The organism is Aeromicrobium chenweiae (assembly GCF_003065605.1).
Lineage (GTDB): Bacteria > Actinomycetota > Actinomycetes > Propionibacteriales > Nocardioidaceae > Aeromicrobium > Aeromicrobium chenweiae.
The window spans coordinates 1044501-1065042 of the sequence record NZ_CP026952.1; the positions used below are offsets into that span (position 1 = coordinate 1044501).

At 69.9% G+C, this 20542-nt stretch carries 22 protein-coding genes and 2 tRNA genes; 15 read left to right on the forward strand and 9 right to left on the reverse strand.

All coding sequences use genetic code 11. The features are described 5' to 3' along the window. Window positions 1–29: 29 nt before the first annotated feature. Window positions 30–1778 (forward strand): glycerol-3-phosphate dehydrogenase/oxidase, encoded by a 1749-nt coding sequence (locus tag C3E78_RS05065; RefSeq protein WP_108577282.1) that lies wholly within the window; start codon window positions 30–32, stop codon window positions 1776–1778. Beyond that, window positions 1775–2527 carry a DUF4097 family beta strand repeat-containing protein gene (locus C3E78_RS05070; RefSeq protein ID WP_108577283.1) on the forward strand — a complete coding sequence of 251 codons (753 nt, stop codon included), beginning with the start codon at window positions 1775–1777 and terminating at the stop codon, window positions 2525–2527. Before C3E78_RS05065 ends, C3E78_RS05070 begins: the two co-directional genes overlap by 4 nt. Window positions 2528–2587: 60 nt before the next feature. On the opposite strand, the gene C3E78_RS05075 is transcribed toward C3E78_RS05070, so the two are convergent. Together C3E78_RS05075 and orn are read right to left on the reverse strand one after the other, a co-directional pair. Continuing rightward, window positions 2588–2663: transfer RNA gene (locus C3E78_RS05075), tRNA-His, on the reverse strand. 72 nt (window positions 2664–2735) lie between these two features. Beyond that, window positions 2736–3347 (reverse strand): oligoribonuclease, encoded by a 612-nt coding sequence (orn, locus tag C3E78_RS05080; protein ID WP_108580757.1) that lies wholly within the window; start codon window positions 3345–3347, stop codon window positions 2736–2738. A gap of 175 nt (window positions 3348–3522) precedes the next feature. On the opposite strand from orn, the gene C3E78_RS05085 reads away from it, so the two are divergent. Then, a complete protein-coding gene (locus C3E78_RS05085; protein WP_159085820.1) occupies window positions 3523–4308 on the forward strand; it encodes a DsbA family protein in 786 nt (261 codons plus the stop codon). Here the strand turns inward: C3E78_RS05085 and C3E78_RS05090 are convergent. The 3 genes from C3E78_RS05090 to C3E78_RS05100 are packed head-to-tail and all read right to left on the reverse strand — an operon-like array spanning window position 4305 to window position 5658. Further along, a complete protein-coding gene (locus tag C3E78_RS05090) occupies window positions 4305–4655 on the reverse strand; it encodes a fluoride efflux transporter FluC (RefSeq protein WP_108577285.1) in 351 nt (116 codons plus the stop codon). The genes C3E78_RS05085 and C3E78_RS05090 overlap by 4 nt on opposite strands. Further along, window positions 4652–5035, reverse strand: a complete 384-nt coding sequence (locus C3E78_RS05095; RefSeq protein ID WP_199906935.1) for a fluoride efflux transporter FluC — start codon at window positions 5033–5035, stop codon at window positions 4652–4654. Before C3E78_RS05095 ends, C3E78_RS05090 begins: the two co-directional genes overlap by 4 nt. Beyond that, window positions 5032–5658 carry a LysE/ArgO family amino acid transporter gene (locus C3E78_RS05100; protein WP_108577287.1) on the reverse strand — a complete coding sequence of 209 codons (627 nt, stop codon included), beginning with the start codon at window positions 5656–5658 and terminating at the stop codon, window positions 5032–5034. The genes C3E78_RS05095 and C3E78_RS05100 overlap by 4 nt, the downstream gene beginning before the upstream one ends. 70 nt (window positions 5659–5728) lie before the next feature. Between C3E78_RS05100 and C3E78_RS05105 the strand changes: the two genes are divergently transcribed. The 4 genes from C3E78_RS05105 (at window position 5729) to C3E78_RS05120 (ending at window position 7731) form a co-directional block, all read left to right on the forward strand. Beyond that, window positions 5729–6595 (forward strand): LysR family transcriptional regulator ArgP, encoded by an 867-nt coding sequence (locus tag C3E78_RS05105; protein WP_108577288.1) that lies wholly within the window; start codon window positions 5729–5731, stop codon window positions 6593–6595. A gap of 197 nt (window positions 6596–6792) precedes the next feature. Next, entirely contained in the window at window positions 6793–7098 is a 306-nt protein-coding gene (locus C3E78_RS05110; RefSeq protein WP_108577289.1) for a hypothetical protein, read from the forward strand. Window positions 7099–7172: 74 nt separating this feature from the next. Continuing rightward, the gene (rpmG, locus tag C3E78_RS05115) at window positions 7173–7340 is read left to right on the forward strand and encodes a 50S ribosomal protein L33 (RefSeq protein ID WP_108577290.1); all 168 of its coding nucleotides are present in this window, start codon (window positions 7173–7175) and stop codon (window positions 7338–7340) included. A 28-nt stretch (window positions 7341–7368) separates the two neighbouring features. Further along, entirely contained in the window at window positions 7369–7731 is a 363-nt protein-coding gene (locus C3E78_RS05120) for a hypothetical protein (RefSeq protein WP_108577291.1), read from the forward strand. Window positions 7732–7765: 34 nt separating this feature from the next. Here the strand turns inward: C3E78_RS05120 and C3E78_RS05125 are convergent. Next, a tRNA-Arg gene (locus C3E78_RS05125) sits at window positions 7766–7839 on the reverse strand. 82 nt (window positions 7840–7921) lie between these two features. Between C3E78_RS05125 and C3E78_RS05130 the strand changes: the two genes are divergently transcribed. The 4 genes from C3E78_RS05130 to ettA all read left to right on the forward strand — a co-directional run bounded on the left by C3E78_RS05130 (window position 7922) and on the right by ettA (window position 14293). After that, the gene (locus C3E78_RS05130; RefSeq protein WP_108577292.1) at window positions 7922–9106 is read left to right on the forward strand and encodes a PrsW family intramembrane metalloprotease; all 1185 of its coding nucleotides are present in this window, start codon (window positions 7922–7924) and stop codon (window positions 9104–9106) included. A 100-nt stretch (window positions 9107–9206) separates the two neighbouring features. After that, on the forward strand, window positions 9207–10913 hold the full coding sequence (locus tag C3E78_RS05135) for a dynamin family protein (protein ID WP_235833681.1): 1707 nt from the start codon (window positions 9207–9209) through the stop codon (window positions 10911–10913). Continuing rightward, window positions 10910–12577 (forward strand): GTPase, encoded by a 1668-nt coding sequence (locus C3E78_RS05140; protein ID WP_108577293.1) that lies wholly within the window; start codon window positions 10910–10912, stop codon window positions 12575–12577. Before C3E78_RS05135 ends, C3E78_RS05140 begins: the two co-directional genes overlap by 4 nt. A 33-nt stretch (window positions 12578–12610) precedes the next feature. Then, a complete protein-coding gene (gene ettA / locus C3E78_RS05145) occupies window positions 12611–14293 on the forward strand; it encodes an energy-dependent translational throttle protein EttA (protein ID WP_108577294.1) in 1683 nt (560 codons plus the stop codon). Window positions 14294–14378: 85 nt separating this feature from the next. Here ettA and C3E78_RS05150 read toward each other — a convergent pair whose 3' ends face one another. Both C3E78_RS05150 and C3E78_RS05155 read right to left on the reverse strand, forming a co-directional pair. Further along, on the reverse strand, window positions 14379–15245 hold the full coding sequence (locus C3E78_RS05150; RefSeq protein ID WP_108577295.1) for a DUF559 domain-containing protein: 867 nt from the start codon (window positions 15243–15245) through the stop codon (window positions 14379–14381). Between the two features lie 159 nt (window positions 15246–15404). Then, window positions 15405–15878: a MarR family winged helix-turn-helix transcriptional regulator gene (locus C3E78_RS05155; protein WP_108577296.1), complete on the reverse strand. Its 474-nt coding sequence runs from the start codon at window positions 15876–15878 to the stop codon at window positions 15405–15407. A gap of 97 nt (window positions 15879–15975) precedes the next feature. On the opposite strand from C3E78_RS05155, the gene C3E78_RS05160 reads away from it, so the two are divergent. Beyond that, window positions 15976–16521 carry a YceI family protein gene (locus C3E78_RS05160; RefSeq protein WP_108577297.1) on the forward strand — a complete coding sequence of 182 codons (546 nt, stop codon included), beginning with the start codon at window positions 15976–15978 and terminating at the stop codon, window positions 16519–16521. Window positions 16522–16530: 9 nt separating this feature from the next. On the opposite strand, the gene C3E78_RS05165 is transcribed toward C3E78_RS05160, so the two are convergent. Continuing rightward, window positions 16531–17130, reverse strand: a complete 600-nt coding sequence (locus C3E78_RS05165; RefSeq protein WP_108577298.1) for a TetR/AcrR family transcriptional regulator — start codon at window positions 17128–17130, stop codon at window positions 16531–16533. Window positions 17131–17223: 93 nt separating this feature from the next. Here C3E78_RS05165 and C3E78_RS05170 point away from each other — a divergent pair, with 93 nt between their 5' ends. The 3 genes from C3E78_RS05170 to C3E78_RS05180 all read left to right on the forward strand — a co-directional run bounded on the left by C3E78_RS05170 (window position 17224) and on the right by C3E78_RS05180 (window position 20400). Next, window positions 17224–18369 carry an acyl-CoA dehydrogenase family protein gene (locus C3E78_RS05170; RefSeq protein ID WP_108577299.1) on the forward strand — a complete coding sequence of 382 codons (1146 nt, stop codon included), beginning with the start codon at window positions 17224–17226 and terminating at the stop codon, window positions 18367–18369. Window positions 18370–18430: 61 nt separating this feature from the next. After that, complete coding sequence (locus tag C3E78_RS05175) at window positions 18431–19648, forward strand: acetyl-CoA C-acetyltransferase (protein WP_108577300.1); 1218 nt, start codon at window positions 18431–18433, stop codon at window positions 19646–19648. Further along, window positions 19648–20400 carry an SDR family oxidoreductase gene (locus tag C3E78_RS05180; RefSeq protein ID WP_199906936.1) on the forward strand — a complete coding sequence of 251 codons (753 nt, stop codon included), beginning with the start codon at window positions 19648–19650 and terminating at the stop codon, window positions 20398–20400. Before C3E78_RS05175 ends, C3E78_RS05180 begins: the two co-directional genes overlap by 1 nt. Window positions 20401–20542: the final 142 nt, after the last annotated feature.

The window sequence follows — 20542 nt, forward strand, 5'->3', positions numbered from 1 at the left end:
CTTCAGCCCCGTACTGATTGACTGAGCCCATGCGTCCTGTCGCCCTCTCACCCGAGAATCGCCAAGCTGCGCTCGACGCGATGGCGTCCGCGCACCTCGACGTCCTGGTCATCGGCGGCGGGGTGGTCGGCGGCGGTGTGGCCCTCGACGCCGCGACCCGCGGGCTCACGGTGGGACTGGTCGAGGCACGGGACTTCGCGTCCGGCACGTCGAGCCGCTCCAGCAAGCTGATGCACGGTGGGCTGCGGTACCTGGAGATGCTGGACTTCCGCCTCGTCGCCGAGGCGTTGAAGGAGCGCGGGCTCAGCCTGCAGAAGCTCGCGCCCCACCTCGTCCGCGAGGTCGGCTTCCTCTACCCCTTGACGCACCGGGTCTGGGAACGGTTCTACGCCGGCTCCGGGGTGGCGCTGTACGACGCGATGAGCAAGGCCTCCGGCTACGGCCAGGACGTTCCGCTGCACCGCCACCTGACGCGTCGCGGCGCCCGGCGCATGATGCCCGCGCTCAAGAAGGACGCCCTCGTGGGCGCGCTCCACTACTACGACGGCCAGGTCGACGACGCCCGCCACACGATGTTCCTGTCGCGGACCGCCGCGGCGTACGGGGCGCACGTCGCGAGCCGCACGCGTGTCATCGACCTGCTCCGCGAGGGCGACCGGGTCGTCGGCGCGCGCGTCAAGGACCTGGAGTCCGGCGCTGAGCTCGACATCCGGGCCAAGCAGGTCGTCAACGCCAGCGGCGTCTGGACCGACGAGACCCAGTCGTTCGCGGGGGAGCGCGGTCAGTTCCACGTCCGCGCCAGCAAGGGCGTGCACCTCGTGGTGCCGCGCGACCGCATCCGCGGTGAGTCCGGCCTGATCCTGCGCACCGAGAAGTCCGTGCTCTTCGTCATCCCGTGGGGCCGGCACTGGATCATCGGCACCACCGACACCGACTGGTCGCTGTCCAAGGACCACCCGGCCGCGAGCCGCAGCGACATCGACTACCTGCTCGACCACGTCAACCGGGTCCTGGTCGAGCCGCTGACCCACGACGACGTCGAGGGCGTCTACGCGGGCCTTCGCCCCCTCCTGGCCGGCGAGGACGAGGCCACCAGCAAGCTGTCGCGCGAGCACGCGGTCGGCACGGCGGTGAAGGGCCTGGTCGTGGTCGCGGGCGGCAAGTACACGACGTACCGGATCATGGCCAAGGACGCCGTCGACGCCGCCGCCCACGGCCTCTCCACCCAGCTGGACCGTCACGTGCCGGAGTCCGTCACCGAGGACGTCCCGCTGCTGGGCGCCGACGGCTACCAGGCACTGTGGAACCAACGGCACGTGCTGGCCGGCACCAGCGGGCTCGGCGTGGGCCGCATCGAGCACCTGCTGCACCGCTACGGGTCGCTCATCGGCGAGCTGCTCGACCTGGTCGCCGAGCGGCCCGACCTGGGCCGCCCGCTGACCGGAGCCGACGACTACCTGCGGGCCGAGATCGTCTACGCCGCCTCGCACGAGGGCGCCCGGCACCTGGACGACGCGCTCGCCCGCCGCACGCGCATCTCCATCGAGACGTTCGACCGGGGCACCGCGTGCGCCGAGGAGGCCGCCGAGCTGATGGGCGAGACGCTCGGATGGACCCAGACCCAGCGCGACAACGAGATCGACCACTACCTGAAACGAGTGGCAGCCGAGAGGGAGAGCCAGACCATGCCCGACGACGAGACGGCCGACGCAGCCCGCATGGGCGCGGAGGACGTCGTGCCGGTGTCCACCCGTACGACCGAGGAGACCACTTCATGACCGACCAGGAGGTCATCGCGGACTACGACGTCCGCTCACCCGCGTCGCGGACGCTGCTGACCGTCGTAGGGACCATCGTGTTCGTCGCCGTCGTCGGCGGGCTCGTGCTGGGCGCATCGGTCCTGAGCCGCGACACCAAGGTCTCGACCAGCGTCGTCGAGATCGGGGACTCCGCACAGATCGTCATCGACGCCGGATCGGCCGACGTGCGCATCGTGCAGGGCGGCCCGGACGTCGTCCGCGTGAAGGCGCGCATCACGAGCGGGCTGCTGAAGACCGACTTCGAGATCGGTCGCCGCGGTGACGACATCAAGATCGCGTCCGGCTGCAAGACCTGGCTCAACCCCGGCTGTGGCGTCGAGACCACGGTCGCGATCCCCAAGGGGTTCCCGGTGGTGGTCAAGACCGGCTCCGGCGACGTGGCAGCCGCCGGCATCGACGAGGGCGTCCTCACGGTCCGCACCGGCAGCGGCAACATCTCCGGCACCGCGCTGGACGTCGACGAGCTCGCCGCCGACACGGTCTCCGGCGACATCTCCGCGGACTTCCGCACGCAACCCTTCGCGCTGAAGGCGAGCACGCGCGACGGCAACATCTCCGCCTCCCTCCCGCAGGGCGACCGGACGTATGGGGTCGAGGCGAAGTCGACCTCCGGCGACGTGTCCTACGCGATCACCCCCGACGAGGACGGCAAGGGCTTCATCCGGGCGATCACCAAGAGCGGCGACATCTCGCTGCGGCTGAAGTGAGCCCCGCGACGACCCCCTGACACGGCAAGACCCCCGCACCAGGAGGTGCGGGGGTCTTCGTGGGGTGGACGACGGGACTTGAACCCGCGGCCACCGGCACCACAAGCCGGTGCTCTACCAACTGAGCTACGCCCACCACGCGTACGGGGCATGCGCCCCGCACGGCGTTGAGAAGTCTAACGCAGGCCCTGGCGTGGTGTGGACCGGGTCAGGACCTTCCGGTGACGGAGCCCGAGACCTCGGCCGCGATGGCCTTGGCCGTGTCCGAGTCGATGCCCGGCTCAGGGGTGAAGACCGCGCGGCGGTAGTAGCGCAGCTCCTCGATGCTCTCCTGGATGTCGACGAGCGCGCGGTGCTCGCCGCCCTTGGCCGGCGCGGCGAAGTACGCCCGCGGGAACCACTGGCGCGAGAGCTCCTTGATCGAGGAGACGTCGATGACCCGGTAGTGCAGCCAGCCCTCCAGCTCGGCCATGTCCCGGGCCAGGAAGGACCGGTCGGTGCCGATCGTGTTGCCGGCCATCGGGGCCTTGCGGGGCTCCTTGACGAACTCGCGGACGTACGTGAGGACCTGCTCCTCGGCCTCGCGGAGGCTCAGACCCTGCTCGAGCTCGGTGATGAGACCGGACGTCGTGTGCATCTGCGTGACGAAGTCGTTCATCTGGTCGAGCGCGGCCTGCGGGGGCTTGATCACGAGGTCGACGCCGTCGCCCAGGACGTTGAGGTCGTAGTCGGTCACGAGCGCCGCCACCTCGACCAACGCATCGGTCTCCAGGGAGAGTCCGGTCATCTCGCAGTCGATCCACACCAGCTTGTCATTCACGTCCAGCACACTACTGCGAGGGGCGTCAGGACACCGAGGACGGGCCGGTAGGCTCGCGTGGAACCATCCACGGCAGTGCCGCGTTGGTCAGTGTGGTGACCGGCCGGACGTCGTGCCGCCCCACATCCCCGAACAGATGTCGCGACCCCTGCGGCAGAACAGACTGAGGAAGCACATGGCGAACGATCGACAGGAACGGGCTGCGCGCGCGGAGAAGATGCGCAAGGAGCGGGAGAAGGCCGACCGCAAGCAGCGCAACCTCATCACGGTGGGCATCGTGGTGATCGTCATCGCGCTCATCGCCGTGGCCGGCGTCGCGATCAAGAGCATCAGCGACGACAACAAGAAGAACGAGGCGCTCGTCAACCCGGCCAACGCCAACAAGGACTACGGCATCCTCTACACGCCGGAGGATGCGACCGGCAAGGCGCCGGCGGCCGGAGCCAAGCCGGTCCGCGTCGCCCTCTACGAGGACTTCCTGTGCCCCGGCTGTGGCGCCCTGGAGCAGACCGCCGGCTCATTCCTGAACCAGCAGGTCGCTGCCGGCAACATCGAGATCGAGTACCGCCCGTACGCGTTCCTGACGCAGCAGAGCACCAACGAGTACTCGCAGCGCGCCTGGAACGCCGCGGTCTGCGTCGCCGACAAGGGCGGGGCGAAGGCGTTCAAGGCGTACCACGACATCCTGTTCGCCAACCAGCCCGCCGAGGGCGGTCCCGGCCCCGACAACAAGCAGCTCATCGCGTGGGCCAAGGAGGCCGGCGTGACCGGCATCGACAGCTGCGTGAACAAGCAGACCTTCACGCCGTGGGTCGAGGACGCGCTCGAGCAGGGCAAGGACGACGGCGTCTCGGGCACCCCGACGATGCGCATCGGTGGCAAGGACGTCAGCGGCAAGGACAACACGATCCCGTCCGTCGCCGACATCCAGAAGGCGATCGACGCGGCCAAGAAGGCCTAACGCACCAGGATCCATCCGCAGGCAGCCGCCGCGACGCTCAGCACCAGCATCACGAGAGCGTTGGCGGCGGCTGCTGCGTACCTGCGGCCGATCGCCAGCTGGACGGTCTCCACGCTCGCGGTGCTGAACGTGGTGTAGCCGCCGAGGAAGCCGGTGCCGAGGATCGTCAGCCAGGTGCTGTCGGTGGCCAGGCCCACGAGCAGCCCCAGCAGGAACGAGCCGGTGACGTTGATGAGCAGCGTGGGCCACGGCAGCCGGCCCGAGACGCGGGGGCGTAGCCAGGCGTCGACCGACCAGCGGCTGCCGGCGCCGAGGCCTCCGGCGAGCGCCATGAGCAGCGTCGTCATCGCAGGACCGTCCGGGCCGCGGCGATGCCGGCGCCGGCGGCGCCGAGGCCGGCCAGCACGGACCCCACGGCGTACGCCAGCCCGAGGGCGACGTGGTCGTCCCGCAGCAGGGTGTGGGTCTGGACAGCGAGGGCGCTGTACGTCGTGAAGCCGCCGAGGAACCCGGTGCCCAGCAGCAGGCGCAGGGTCCGGCGGCCCCCGCTGTCGTCACCGCGCAGGACGAGTGCCGTCAGCAGCGCCCCCAGGACGAACGACCCGGCGACGTTGACGCCGAACGTCCCCGCCGGGAGCAGGCGCCCGTCGTCCAGCGGATGACTGATGCCGTACCGGGTCAGGGTGCCCGCGGCGCCTCCCAGCGCGACCAGCGCGAACGACCTCACCGGTCCATCAGACCACGCAGGAGGGTGAGGGCGATCGCGACCATCACGATTGCGATGAGGGCGTCCAGCACCCGCCATGCGGACGGGCGCGCGAACACGGGCCTCAGCAACCGCGCGCCGTAGCCGAGGGCGGTGAACCACACGATGCTGCCGAGGGTCGCCCCGACGCCGAACCACCACCGCTCGTCGCCGTGGGTCCCGGCTACCGAGCCGAGCAGGACGACCGTGTCGAGGTAGACGTGCGGGTTGAGCCATGTCAGCGCTGCCGTCGTCGTGACGACCGCCCACAGGGGGGTGGCCGATCCGGTGTCCTCGGTGTCCAGCGCGGCCGGTCGCCATGCCCGCCTCGCTGCCAGGAAGGCGTAAGAGAGCAGGAACACCGCGCCGCCCACGCGCATGACGTCCACCAGCCACGGGGCGAGGTCGAGCAACGAGCCGAGGCCCCCGATCCCGAGAAGGATCAGCACGGCGTCCGAGATGGCGCAGACCGCCACCACGGTGAGGACGTGCTCGCGACGCAGGCCCTGGCGCAGGACGTACGCGTTCTGGGCCCCGATCGCGACGATGAGCGAGAGCCCGAAGCCGAATCCCGAGGAGGCGGCAAGGAAGGCGGGGGAGCTCATGGGCTCGACGCTACGGGCGGCAGTGGATGAAGTCCAACGAAAGTTATGACAGGACCATTAGCATCGCTTCATGGATCTGCCCCAGCTGGAAGCGCTCGCGGCCGTGATCGACGAGGGCTCGTTCGACGCCGCTGCCGCCGCGCTCCACCTCACCCCGTCCGCGGTCAGCCAGCGCATCAAGGCGCTGGAGGCGTCGGCCGGCCAGGTCCTCGTCCGCCGCGCGCGGCCCACGTCGGCCACCGAGGCGGGTGCCGCGTACGTGCGGCTCGCCCGCCAGGTCGAGGCGCTGGTCCACGAGACGCAGACGCAGGTCGGCGTCGACTCCGTCGTGACCGTGCCGATCGCGGTGAACGCCGACTCGATGGCCACCTGGCTGCTGCCCGCACTCGCGACCCTGCCGCCGACGATCTCCTTCGACCTGCGGCGCGACGACCAGGCCCACACCGCCGAGCTCCTGCGGTCGGGCACCGTGATGGGCGCGATCACGTCGGACGACCAGCCGGTGCAGGGCTGCCGCTCGGAACGCCTGGGCGCGATGCGCTACCGGCCGATGGCCACGCCCCAGCTGGTGGAGCGGTGGTTCGCCGGGGGCGTCGACGCGGCCTCGCTCGCGCTCGCGCCGGTGGTCGTCTTCGACCGGCGGGACGACCTGCAGGACCGGTACCTGCGCGGGCGCTCCCGCTCACCGTTGTCGCCGCCGCGCCACCACGTCCCGGCCTCGGCCGACTTCGCCCAGGCGGTCCTGCTGGGTCTCGGCTGGGGGATGCTGCCCGACGAGCAGAGCCTCGAGCTCGAGCGGCAGGGGAGGCTGGTCGAGCTCGATCCCGGCCGGCACGTCGACGTCACCCTGCACTGGCAGCAGTGGACGCTGCGCACCCCGGCTCTGGACGCCGTCGCCGGCGCGATCCGCGAGGCGGCCGCCCGGCACCTGCGATGAGGGGCTGCGTCGTGCGGGCGCGCCCGGGGCGCGCGGTGCGTACGCCACCGTATGAGCGCGAATTTCGGCTCATACGGTGGCAGAAACACCGCGCCCGGCGAGATGTGCCGGACCGGTCCACATGGAGTACCCGGCTTGGCTCGGCATGCGCCGGAATTGCGGTGTGAACGTCACGGCACTACCTCTGAGGAGTGGCCATGGACCTCGACGAGCTGTTGGACAGTCTTCTCGAGCCCCACGCGGTCACGGCCGCGGACGACGGCGACCGTCTCGTGGCGATGCGTCTGGCCAACGACTGGGGCGTCGGGGTGCGGCTCCATCAGCGCGGCAGCCAGCGGCGGTGGGACGTCCGCGAGGTCACGCTGCGGCTGCTCGACCAGGATGCCAGCATCAGTGGCAGCGACGTCCGCGACCTACCCCTCGGGACGCTTCTCGCGGAGGCCAGGCGGCTGGCTACCAGGAGTGCGGCCCTCGACGCCGCACCAGGAGCGCAACCCGCGTAGGTGGGAATCATTCCCACCTACGTGTCGTTGAGGAGGGTGCGCGGCTTTCCCGCGCACGACCCAAGGAGTTCCCCATGGCACGCAAGAGCGACATCCGACCCATCGTGACGCTCCGGTCGACCGCAGGCACCGGCTCGACGTACGTCACGCGCAAGAACCGCCGCAACGACCCCGACCGTCTGGTGCTGCGCAAGTTCGACCCGGTGCTGCGCGAGCACGTGGAGTTCCGCGAGACCCGCTGACGGCAGCTGCGCGGGCTAGGGTCCTGGCATGCTCGCAGTCACCAGGGAGAACATCGCACTGACCGTCGTGGCGGTCACCGTGAGTGTCGCGCTGGCGGGGTTTTCGGGCCACGGGCCCGCACACAGCGCGTTCGCCGCGCTGTGCGGAGTGCTGGTGTGGGTGGCGGTGCTGTTGCTTGCCGCCACGGTCAGTGAGCGGGCCGCAGGCTCCCTGCCCGAGCCAGTAGCCATGGTTGCGCGAATCATCGCCGCGGTGCTGTGGCCGTTCCTCGTCGTCGGGTCGATCCTCTCGGCGCAAGAGGGTGACTACTCGGTCTTGCCGTTACCGATCGTCTGGTTCGGGGTCTACGCCGGAGTCGTCATCTACCAGGCCCGCCGTCCGGCCCTGTAGGCCCAGGTCCCGCGGACGTGATCCAGCGAACGAGTGCGCCCGGCAGGACTCGAACCTGCGACCTAGAGATTAGAAGGCTCTTGCTCTATCCAGCTGAGCTACGGGCGCGCTGAGGCCACACTATCGACGCCGGTCACCTGTCATGTCAGGTGACCGGCGTTCTGCCCTGCGATGCCCTACGATCTGACGGGTGACTGACGTGACGGCCAGCCCATTTCCGAGCCGGCTGCCGCGATACCGCGAGCCTGTCCGCCAACGTGGACGGACGGCACTGATCGTCCTGTTCGTCGCGATCGCGATCGCCGGGGTCGTCGGAGGCGTCGCGCTGTCGCTCTCGGCGGGTGACTCGGAGGGGACGGGCCTGTCGCTGTTCTACGCGATGATCCCGCTCCCGCTGCTGTGGCTCGTCTACTGGTGGCTCGACCGGTACGAGCCCGAGCCGCGCCGCTACAAGTTCGCGGGCTTCGTCTGGGGCGGCGTGGTCGCGGTCGCCATCGCGTTGGCCCTCGAGGTCTGGCTGCAGAAGGCGTTCGACCTGAGCGACGACGTGACGGCGTCCGTCGTCGCACCGCTCGTGGAGGAGCCGGCCAAGTGCCTGTTCCTGCTGCTGACGTTCGTGCGGGCTCGCCGCGTCATCGACGGCGTGCTGGACGGGCTGGTCTACGCGGGCATCGTCGGCATCGGCTTCGCGTTCATCGAGAACATCGGCTACTACGCGAGCAGCTACACCGGGTCGGCCGACTACCAGCTGGCCGGCGCGGACGGTGCCACCAGCACGTTCGTCGTGCGCGGCCTGTTCAGCCCGTTGGCCCACCCGTTGTTCACGTCCGCGTTCGGCATCGCGATCGGTCTCGCGGTCTCGCAGAAGTCGAAGATCGCACGCGTCCTCACCGCCATCCTGGGCCTCGCCGTGAGCGTCGGTCTGCACGCCCTGTGGAACGGGTCGCTCAGCTACGACGACACCGGGGTCGCGTTCGTCCTGGCGTACCTCTCGCTCGGTGTGCTCCTGCTGGGCATCGCCATCCTGGCGATCGTCGTGCGCGTCCGGCAGGTCCGGATCCTCGAGCGCTCGCTGTCGTACGTGGCGCAGCGCGGCTGGATCCACCCCGCCGAGATCCCGTACCTGTCCCGGTTCAGCTACCGCAAGGCGGCCCGACGGTACGCCAAGCAGAACTACGGCAAGGTGGCCGCCGATGCGGTCGCCCGGTACCAGCGGCTCGCCGGCGAGATGGCGTTCCTGCACGACGCGCTGATGAAGGGGCGAACCAAGCCCGACGGGGTCGAGCGGACGTACGCCCTGCTCGACGAGATGTACGCATTGCGGCCTCTGCTGCGGTTCCCGCCGGCGCTGCGGAGCATCGCGCGTCCCTTCTGACCCCTGCGTCGCAGACGCGGTGGGTACCAACTGCTCCCGTGTCGACTAATCTGGTCGTACACCCACCCATGCAGACCCGTGTCGACGAGAGGAGCAGCCCGTGCCCGGCGACCACGCACCGGCCGAGCTCCTCGCGGCGATGAGCTCGGTGCTCCTGAACGTCCGTGACCTCCCGTTGCGTCTCGACACCCCCGGTGTCGACGAGGCGCGACGCACCCAGGCGGCGTTGACCGATCAGCTCTCCGACTACGTGCTGCCGCGACTGGTGCAGCTCGACGCCCCGCTGCTGGTCGTCGTCGGCGGCTCGACGGGAGCCGGCAAGTCCACCCTCGTCAACTCGCTGGTGGGGGAGCAGGTCACGGAGTCCGGCGTCCTGCGCCCCACGACGCGCTCGCCGGTGCTGGTGCACCACCCGGACGACGCGGAGTGGTTCCGCCCCGATCGCATCCTGCCCGACCTGCCGCGCACGTTCGCGGTGGGCAACGACTCGTACGCGCTGCGGCTGGCCAGCTCGACCAAGATCCCGCCGGGACTCGCGATCCTGGACGCTCCGGACGTCGACTCGATCGACCAGGGCAACCGCGACCTCGCCGCCCAGCTGCTCGCTGCCGCGGACCTGTGGCTGTTCGTCACGTCCGCCGCGCGCTACGCCGACCAGGTCCCGTGGGACTACCTGCGCCAGGCCGCCGAGCGCAGCACCTCGGTCGCCGTGGTGCTCGACCGCACGAGCGATGAGGCCGTCAGCGAGGTCCGCGGGCACCTGGCACGCATGATGACCTCACGGGGCCTGTCCGACTCGCCTCTGTTCACGGTGTCCGAGTCCGGCCTGGACGCCGAGGGGCTCCTGCCCCCGGACACGGTCGCGCCCATCGTCGGCTGGCTCCACGACCTCGCCGCCGACCCCAAGGCCCGGCAGATGGTCGTCCGCCGGACGCTTGACGGTGCGGTCCGGCACGTGGTCATGCGGGCGCACGACGTCGCGGACGCGCTCGACGCCCAGATCGAGGTCGCCGAGTCGTTCTACCGCGAGGCCGAGACGGTCCAGCGCAAGGCGCTCGACGAGATCTCGACGCGGACCTCGGACGGCACGTTGCTGCGCGGCGAGGTGCTGGCCAGCTGGCAGGAGTTCGTCGGCACCGGCGAGCTGCTGAAGTCCGTCGAGGAGAAGGTCAGCCGTATCCGCGACCGGTTCGTCGACGGCATGACCGGCAAGCGCACCCGCGCCGCCGAGGTGCTCGAGGCGATCGAGACCGGCATCCACATGCTGCTGGTCGAGCACGCGGAGTCCGCGGCCGAGCAGATCTCGCGTGCGTGGACGTCCACGCGCCCCGGCCGGCACCTGCTCGACTCGCAGCGCGGCTTCGACCGCGCGTCCCAGGACTTCCGGGTGCGTGCCGAGCGCATGGTGCACGACTGGCGCCAGTCGGTGCTCGACCTCGTGCGCGTCGAGGGCGCCGACAAGCGGATGACCGCCCGGTTCCTCGCCTTCGGCGTCAACGGCATCGGCGTCGCCTTGATGGTCACGATGCTCGCCCGCACGTCCGACGGCCCCGGTGCCGCGGCCCCCGGTCGCAAGCTGCTCGACGCGATCTTCGGCGAGGCCGCCGTCGACGACATGATCGAGCGTGCCCATGCGGACCTCGACTCCCGGGTCGCGGCGCTCTTCGAGGCCGAGCTGACCCGGTTCAACGCCCTGCTGGACTCGCCCGAGACCCTCAAGACCGTCCAGGCCGGTCTGCGCGAGTCGGCGCGTCGCGCCGAGTACGCCCGCCACGCCGACTTCCTCGACACAGAAACGACCTCATGACCGACACCGTCAGCGCCGTCACCACCGCCGACGCCTCGTTCGACGGAGTGCGCAACGACGTCGCCACCCGCCTCGACGGGCTGACCCACGCGGTCGAGGCGGCCCGTGGGCGCATCGACGAGGAGATCCTCGCACCGGCCGAGACGTTGTCCGGCCGTGCCGCCGAGCGACTGACGCTGTCGGGGGAGCACACGATCGTGGCGCTCGCCGGCGCCACCGGCTCGGGCAAGTCCTCGCTGTTCAACGCGCTGACCGACCTCGAGCTCGCCGGTGTCGGCGTCCGACGCCCCACGACGTCCTGGGCGCTCGCCTGCGCGTGGGGGCCCGACGGTGCGCAGGGCCTGCTCGAGTGGATGGGCATCCCGGCGCGGCACCAGGTCTCGCGCATGAGCATGCTCGACCACTCCTCGGAGGACACCAAGCTCGAGGGGCTCGTCCTGCTCGACCTGCCCGACCACGACTCCACCGAGGTGTCCCACCACCTCGAGATGGACCGCCTGGTCAAGTACGCGGACCTGCTCGTGTGGGTGCTGGACCCGCAGAAGTACGCCGACGCCGCGATCCACGACCGCTACATCCGGCCCATGGCGTCCTACAGCGACGTCACGCTCGTCGTGCTCAACCAGATCGACCGGATCCCGTTCGAGGAGCGCGACCGCGCCCTGGCCGACGTGCGGCGCATCCTGGCCGACGAAGGACTGCCCGACGTCCCGGTGATCGGCGTCTCGGCGACCCGTGGCGACGGCGTCGACGAGCTCAAGCGTGAGCTCGCCGCCCGCATCCGTGCCAAGTCGTCCGCGAAGGCCCGGCTGGCGTCCGACATCTCGGCTGCGGCCGAGGGCGTGGCGCGCGTCGGGGGATCCGCGGAGGCACCCGGCATCAGCCCGGCCGACCGGCAGGCCCTGGACCAGGCGCTGGTGGAGTGCGCCGGCGTGCCGCGAGTGGTCGAGGCGATCGCCGCCTCGAACCGGCGCCGCGCCGTGCTGCGCACGGGCTGGCCGTTCGCCCGCTGGGCGGCCCGGTTCGGCAAGAAGCCGCTCGACGAGCTCGAGCTGGGCGACGACATGTCCCCGTCCTCGCTCGCCCGCGAGGCGGTGCCCGGGGCCGGCAGCGTCCAGCGCGCCAACGCCGAGCTGGCGATCCGCGACGTCGCCGAGAAGGCCGCGGTCGGCCTGGAGCGTCCGTGGCGTGACGCGGTGCGCGACGCGGCGACCGCGCGGGGTGAGGACATCATCGACGAGCTCGACCGCGCCGTGCGCGACACCACCGTCGACGTCGCCAAGGCGCCGTTCTGGTGGAAGGTCGTCCAGGCCGTGCAGCTGCTCGCCGTGGTCGCGGTCTTCGCCGGGGTGGTGTGGCTCGTCGCGGAGGGCATCGCCGCGCTGATCTCCGCCGACCTGTCCGACCGAGGCAACGTCGGCGGCGTCCCCCTGGTCGTGGTCGTGGCCATCTGCGCGCTCATCGGTGGCATCGTGCTGGCCGCGCTGTCCCGGGTCGTAGCCGGCATCGGTGGCCGGCGCAGGGCCCAGCGGGCCGACGCCGAGCTGCGTGCCGCGATCGACCGGGTCGCGACCGAGAAGGTCATCGCCCCCATCCAGGTCGAGCTCGACGCCTACGCGACGTACCGCTCCGGCATCCTCACCGCGCTGGCACCCACCGCGTAGGTCTCCCGGGCCCCGGTCGATAGGCTGGGGGGCATGGCTGAATACGTACTTTCCCTGCGCAACGTCCGCAAGGCCCACGGCGACAAGGTGGTGCTCGACAACGTCACGCTGTCGTTCCTGCACGGCGCCAAGATCGGTGTCGTCGGACCCAACGGCATGGGCAAGTCGTCGCTGCTCAAGCTCATGGCCGGGCTCGACCACCCCAACAACGGCGACCTCGTCCGGGACCCCGACGCGACGGTGGGGATGCTCCAGCAGGAGCCGCCGCTGACCGAGGGCAAGACGGTCCTGGAGAACGTCCAGGAGGCCGTGGCGGAGATCAAGGGCAAGCTCGACCGGTTCAACGCCATCAGCGAGGAGCTCGCGAGCCCCGACGCCGACTACGACACCCTCCTGGCGGAGATGGGTGACCTGCAGACCGACCTCGACACCCACAACGCGTGGGAGCTCGACTCGCGGCTCGACCAGGCCATGGACGCGCTGCGGTGCCCGCCGGCCGACGAGCTGGTCGACCACCTGTCCGGTGGCGAGCGGCGCCGCGTCGCGCTCTGCAAGCTGCTGCTGCAGCAGCCCGACCTCCTCCTGCTCGACGAGCCCACCAACCACCTGGACGCCGAGAGCGTGCAGTGGCTCGAGGGACACCTCAAGTCGTACCCGGGTGCAGTCCTCGCGGTGACCCACGACCGCTACTTCCTCGACAACGTCGCCGAGTGGATCGCCGAGGTCGACCGTGGGTCCATCCACGGCTACGAGGGCAACTACTCGACGTACCTCGAGACCAAGAAGGAACGCCTCAAGATCGAGGGCCAGAAGGACGCCAAGCGCGCCAAGATGCTCGAGCGCGAGCTCGACTGGGTGCGCTCGAACGCGAAGGGTCGCCAGACCAAGTCCAAGTCGCGTCTGGCCCGCTACGAGGAGCTCGCCGCCGAGGCCGAGAAGGCCCGCAAGATCGACACCAGCGAGATCAACATCCCGGCCGGACCGCGCCTCGGTGACGTCGTGCTCGACGCGAAGGGCCTGACCAAGGCGTTCGACGACCGCGTGCTGTGGGACAACATCTCGTTCACCCTGCCGCGCGCCGGCATCGTCGGCGTGGTCGGACCCAACGGCGTCGGCAAGACCACGCTGTTCCGGATGATCACCGGCGAGGAGAAGCCCGACTCGGGCACGCTCGAGGTCGGCAAGACCGTGAAGATCGGCTACGCCGACCAGAACCGTGGCGACATCGACGGGAACAAGAACGTCTGGGAGGTCGTGTCCGAGGGCCTCGACTTCATCAAGGTGGCCAACTTCGAGATGAACAGCCGCGCGTACGTCGCGTCGTTCGGCTTCAAGGGTGCCGACCAGCAGAAGAAGGCCAGCGTGCTCTCCGGTGGTGAGCGCAACCGCCTCAACCTGGCACTGACCCTCAAGCAGGGCGGCAACCTGTTGCTGCTCGATGAGCCGACCAACGACCTGGACGTCGAGACGCTGTCCTCGCTCGAGGACGCGCTGCTCGACTTCCCCGGCTGCGCCGTCGTGACGTCGCACGACCGGTGGTTCCTCGACCGCATCGCGACGCACATCCTGGCGTGGGAGGGCACCGAGGAGAACCCGGCCCAGTGGTTCTGGTTCGAGGGCAACTTCCAGGCGTACGAGGACAACAAGATCGAGCGCCTCGGCGTCGACGCCGCCCGTCCGCACCGGGTCACGCACCGCCGCCTCACCCGCGACTGAGCACCCCCCCCAGCCCAGGTTTGCGGGCTCCTGCACGTTTCCGCCCCGCGGATTCGGTGCAGGACCCCGCAGATCTGGGCTGGGGTCAGGCTGCGTGGTTGAGGGCCTGACGGACGCGAGCGACGACCGTCCAAGGGTTCTTCATGTCCTCGGACGTGATGACGATGACCCGCCATCCCGCCGCCTCGAGCTGCTCTCGGCGCAGGTGGTCCCACTGACGCTGCTTGGCGTCCCGCTCGTGCTGCCAGCCGTCGTACTCGACGAGCACCTTCCAGCGGCGGTAAACGAGGTCCCCGCAGGCCAGCCACCGGCCGTTGTCGTCCACGATGTCGACGTTGAGCTCGGGCTCCGGCAGGCCCGCGGCATGCAGGTCCCAGCGCAGGTGCGACTCCTTCACCGACGCCACACGCTCACGCACGAGCGGTGCGACACGCCGCGCCTTCCTCACCCCGTCGAGGTGAGACGCGATCACGTATGCACGCAGGTCGAGCAGGTCGACCTCGCCGCGGGCGACGAACCAGTCACCCGCCGCCAGCAGGTCGCGACGGGACAGGACGGTCGCGGCGTCGACGAAGGTCCGCCGCGGACCGAGCACGGGCATCCCGTCGATCTCGACCGGGCGCAGTCTCTCCTGGCGGCGGTGCAGGACGATTCCGGCGCGGTCGATCTCCGACCAGGTGCTGATCGAGAAGTGCAGCGGGAATGCCGATCCGAGATCCAGCCCGCGCAGGCGCAGGGCGGTCGTGTGACTGGCAGCCGCCCCGGGCGGCAGGACGAGGCGGGCGGCCTCGACGTGCAGCCGCAGCGTGGGCTCGGTGTCACTGGTGCGGTAGATGCCGGGTCGAAGCATCGCGAACCGTGAGCCCTGCAGCGTGCGGCGGGTCAGGCCGGCCTTCTCGGCGTCGGCGACGGTGAACGCGTGGCCGCGCAACGCGGCAGGAATGGCGTACATCCGGCCACCCTGCGCCGGGGAGGGGTGCCCGCAGAGGCCGCCCGGTCGTCCTGGGGACGCGTGAGCGCACGACCTACGCCTGTGGACACCCCGAGTGCGGGCTCCTGCACGTTTCTGCCCCGCGGATTCGGTGCAGGACCCCGCAAATCTGGGCTGGGGTCAGAACTTCCGGCCGTTGAGCTGTTCCTGGACCTTCTGCATGACGCGGCCGACCGCCGCGAGGTCTGCCGGGTCGGCGTTCTCGATCAGGTAGCCGTGGACGCCGCGCACGTGGGTGTGGGCCGCGGCCTCGAGGATGCTGAAGCCGTGGTCGGTGAGGATCGCGGACACCCCGCGACCGTCGTCCGAGCACTGGCCCCTGCGGACGATCCCCTCGCGCTCGAGCCGGGCGATCGTGTGCGTGACGCGGCTGCGCGAGTGCGACACGGCATCGGCCAGCTCGGCCATGCGGATGGACCGGTCAGGGGACTCCGACAGCCGTACCAGGATCTCGTACTCCGGCATGGACAGGCCGTGGGCGGCGCGCAGATCGCGGTCGAGGCGGTCCATGAGGACGGTGGTGCCGCCGAGGAACGAGCGCCAGATGCGCTGCTGCTCGGTGCTGAGCCACGGGGTGTCGGTCACGGTTTCCATGCTTCCATCCTATGTCGTGAGACGGTTGGTTGAATGTTCAACGTCTGCTACTCTCTATCTAGTTGAAGTATCAACTACAAACGTCGAGGAGACCCCCATGAGCACTGCCACCGCCGTCAGCACCGGAACCTGGAACCTTGATCCGACCCACACCGAGATCGGTTTCACCGTCCGCCACCTCATGAGCAAGGTGCGCGGCAAGTTCGAGACCTTCGAGGGCTCGATCGTCACTGCGGAGAACCTCGCCGACTCGTCGGTCAAGGTCTCGATCGACCTCAGCTCGATCAACACCGGCACCGCGGACCGTGACGCGCACCTGCGCTCGAGCGACTTCTTCGGCGTCGACACCTACCCGACGATGACCTTCACGTCGACCGGCGTCGTCGACAAGGGCGACAACGAGCTCGTCGTCACCGGTGACCTCGCGATCAAGGACGTCACCAAGCCCGTCGAGCTCAAGGTCGAGTTCCTCGGCGAGGGCGGCGACCCGTGGGGCGGCACCCGCGTGGGCGTCGAGGCCACCACGACGATCAGCCGCAAGGAGTTCGGCATCGACTTCAACATCCCCGTCGGCGGTGACACCGTCATGATCGGCGACAAGATCACGATCAACATCGTCGCCGAGGCCGTCCTCCAGGCCTGAACGACCGCGTCAGGCCGAAGGTTGCGCGGGCGCGGCCCGGGCCGCCGTCATGCGGATCGCGAGATCTGCGTGCAGCGTCGCGAGGTCGTGGCCCGAGCGTGACCCGCCCGGCTCGAACCACCGCACGAGATCGACGCCCAGGGACAGCAGCGAGAACGCCGTCCCGGGGATGTCGGTGACATCCAGGACGCCCTGGTCGACCCCGTCGGCCAGGGCGTCCTGCATCGTCCGCTCGATGCTGCGCCGCAGGGTCGCGACCTCGGCGCGGTGCTCGGGGGTGAGCGCGTGGTACTCGTACTGAACGATGCGCCCGACCCGGCTGTTGTCCGCGTGCCACAGGCTGAAGTCGTAGACCATGGTCCGCAGGCGATCGACCGGGTCGCTGCTGGAGGCGGCGGCCCGGTTGATGACGGCCAGGGCCGACCGGTGGCCGTCGAGGCTGACGGTGAAGAGCAGGCTCTCCTTGGAGTCGTGGTGGACGTAGACCGCTGCGGGGCTCATCCCGGCGCGCGACGCGATGTCGCGCGTCGTCGTCGCCGCGAAGCCCTTCTCGGCGAACGCCTCGACGGCGGCGTTGATGAGTCGTTCGCGTGCCGTGTTCGTGGTCATGTCGCTCCTCTTCTGGTTGACAGCATGACGGAGGGATTGCATGCTAAGCAAGCGCTTAGTTCACAACACCCACATCTCGATCCCGAGGAACCCATGCAGCGGATGATCTTCGACGAGGACCACGAGGCGTTCCGCGACTCGTGCGCCGCGTTCCTGGCCAAGCACGTCGAGCCCCACCTCGAGACGTACCTCGAGAACAAGGCGCTCCCGCGCGACTTCTGGCTCGCCGCCGGGGCCGAGGGCTTCCTGGGTCTCGAGATCCCCGAGGAGCACGGCGGCGCCGAGGCCGGCGACTTCCGCTTCAACGCGGTCTGGGCCGAGGAGCTGAGCAAGCTGAACGCGGCGCTCGCGTCGTGCGTGGGCATCCACTCCGACATCGCGGTCCCGTACATCGTGGACCTGGGCACGCAGGAGCAGAAGGAGCGCTGGCTGCCGCGGTGCGCGACCGGTGAGATCGTCACCGCGATCGGCATGACCGAGCCGGGCGGCGGCTCCGACCTCGCCGCGCTGAAGACCACCGCGGTGCGGGACGGGGACTCCTGGGTCATCAACGGCTCCAAGACGTTCATCACCAACGGCTTCTCCGCCGATCTCGTCATCACCGCGGTCCGCACGTCGCCCGAGAAGGGCGCCAAGGGCATCACGCTGTTCGGCATCGAGGCCACGGACCCCGGCTTCAGCCGCGGGCGCAAGCTCGACAAGGTCGGGCAGGGCGAGGCCGACACGTCCGAGCTGTTCTTCGAAGACGTCCGCCTCGGTGACGACCGGATCATCGGGGAGGTGGACCGCGGGTTCATCTACATGATGGAGCGCCTGCCGCAGGAGCGGCTCACCTGCGCGGTGTCCAACGTCGCGCACGCCAAGCAGATCCTCGCCGAGACGATCCAGTACGCCCACGACCGCCACGCGTTCAAGCAGTCCATCGGCAGCCTGCAGCACAACAAGTTCCTCCTCGCCGAGCTGGTGACCAAGATCGAGGTCGCCGAGGCGTACGTCGACCAGGCCGTCCTGGCCCACACGAACGGCAAGGCCACTGCGATCGACGCGGCCAAGGCCAAGTGGTGGTCGTCGGAGATCCAGAACGACGTCCTCGACCACTGCGTCCAGCTGCACGGGGGGTACGGGTTCATGAACGAGTACCGCGTGGCCCGTGCCTGGCGCGACGCCCGCGTCACCAAGATCTGGGCCGGCTCCAACGAGATCATGAAGGAGCTCATCGGCCGCGACCTCGGCTTCTGAGCACCCGACCACTGCACTCCACCACACACCAGCGCAGCACAACCGAAAGCCAGAGGACGACATGACTGAAGCAGTAATCGTTGCCACCGCGCGGTCGCCGATCGGCCGCGCCAACAAGGGCTCGCTCAAGGACATGCGTCCCGACGACCTGACCGTCCAGATGGTCCAGGCGGCGCTGGCCAAGGTCCCGAACCTGGACCCGCGCGACATCACCGACCTCCACCTCGGCAACGGCCAGCCCGCCGGCGAGGCCGGGCACAACCTCGCCCGCGCCGTCGCGGTGCTGTCCGGGCTGGACCACCTGCCGGGCGTCACGGTCAACCGCTACTGCTCCTCGTCGCTGCAGACGACCCGCATGGCGTTCCACGCGATCAAGGCCGGTGAGGGCGACGCGTTCATCTCGGCGGGTGTCGAGACGGTCAGCCGGTTCGCCAACGGCTACGCCGATCTCCCCGGCTCGGAGAACCCGCTGTTCGCCGACGCGATCGCCCGCACCGTGAAGCGCGCCGAGGGCGGCGCCGACACGTGGACCGATCCCCGCGAGAGCGGCGAGCTGCCTGACCTCTACATCGCGATGGGCCAGACGGCCGAGAACGTCGCCCAGCACCTCGGCATGAGCCGCGAGGAGCAGGACGAGTTCGGCGTCCGCAGCCAGAACCTCGCCGAGAAGGCGATCGCCGACGGGTTCTGGGCCAAGGACATCACGCCCGTCACGCTGCCCGACGGCACCGTCGTCTCGACCGACGACGGACCGCGTGCGGGCGTGACGCTCGAGGCCGTCAGCAAGCTCAAGCCGGTGTTCCGTCCCGACGGCACCGTCACGGCGGGCAACTGCTGCGCGCTGAACGACGGCGCCGCCGCGGTCGTGGTCATGAGCGACACCAAGGCCAAGGAGCTTGGCCTGACGCCGCTCGCGCGCATCGTCTCGACCGCCGTCACCGGCCTGTCGCCCGAGATCATGGGCCTCGGCCCGGTCGAGGCGATCCCGGCCGCGCTGCGCAACGCGGGCATGTCGATCGGCGACATCGACCTCTACGAGATCAACGAGGCGTTCGCGGTCCAGGCGTGGGGCTCGGCCAAGGAGCTCGGCATCCCGCTGGACAAGCTCAACGTGAACGGCGGCGCCATCGCGGTCGGTCACCCGTTCGGCATGACGGGCGCCCGGATCACCAGCACCCTGATCAACTCGCTGCAGCACCACGACAAGCAGTTCGGCGTCGAGTCGATGTGCGTGGGCGGCGGCATGGGCATGGCCATGGTCCTGGAACGACTGTCCTGATGGGCCGGTTCGACGGCAAGGTCGCGATCGTCACGGGCGCGAGCCGGGGCATCGGGTACGCGATCGCCGAGCGCTTCGTCGCCGACGGTGGCCGGGTCTGCATCACGGCCCGCAAGCCCGACGCGCTGGCCGAGGCGGCCGAGCAGCTCGGCGGCCACGAGCGGGCCATCTTCGTGGCCGGGCCCGCGGACGACGCGGCGCACCAGGACGAGGTCGTCGCGACGACCACCGACGCGTTCGGCCCGGTCGACTTCCTGGTGAACAACACGGGCATCAACCCCGCGTACGGACGCATGATCGACATCGACCTGGACGCGGCCGCCAAGATCTTCCGGGTCAACGTGGTGGCCGCGATCGGGTGGGCGCAGAAGGTGTACCGGGCGTCGATGTCCGAGCGTGGCGGCGCGATCGTCAACATCGCCTCGGTCGCCGGACAGCGTCCCGCGCCCGGCATCGGCACGTACGGTGCGTCCAAGGCCGCCCTGATCCACGTGACCGAGGAGCTCGCGGTCGAGCTCGGCCCGAACATCCGCGTCAACGCGGTGGCGCCGGCCGTCGTCAAGACTCGGTTCGCGGAGGCGCTGTACGAGGGACGCGAGGAGGAGGTCTCCGCGCCGTACCCGCTGAAGCGGCTCGGCGTCCCGGACGACATCGGCTCGGTCGTGACGTTCCTGCTGTCCGAGGACTCGGCCTGGATGACCGGGCAGACCCTCACGATCGACGGTGGCGTCCTGCTGACCGGCGGCGTCTGACCCCCGCCCCGCTGGGCCTGACGTTTCGACCGACACGCCGACGGCGTGTCTGCAGAAACGTCAGGCCCAGCGTCGTTGGGCGGGGGAGTGACCCAGGCCACGAAAAAACCTGAGGAAACCCTCACATAAAAGTTGAGGTATC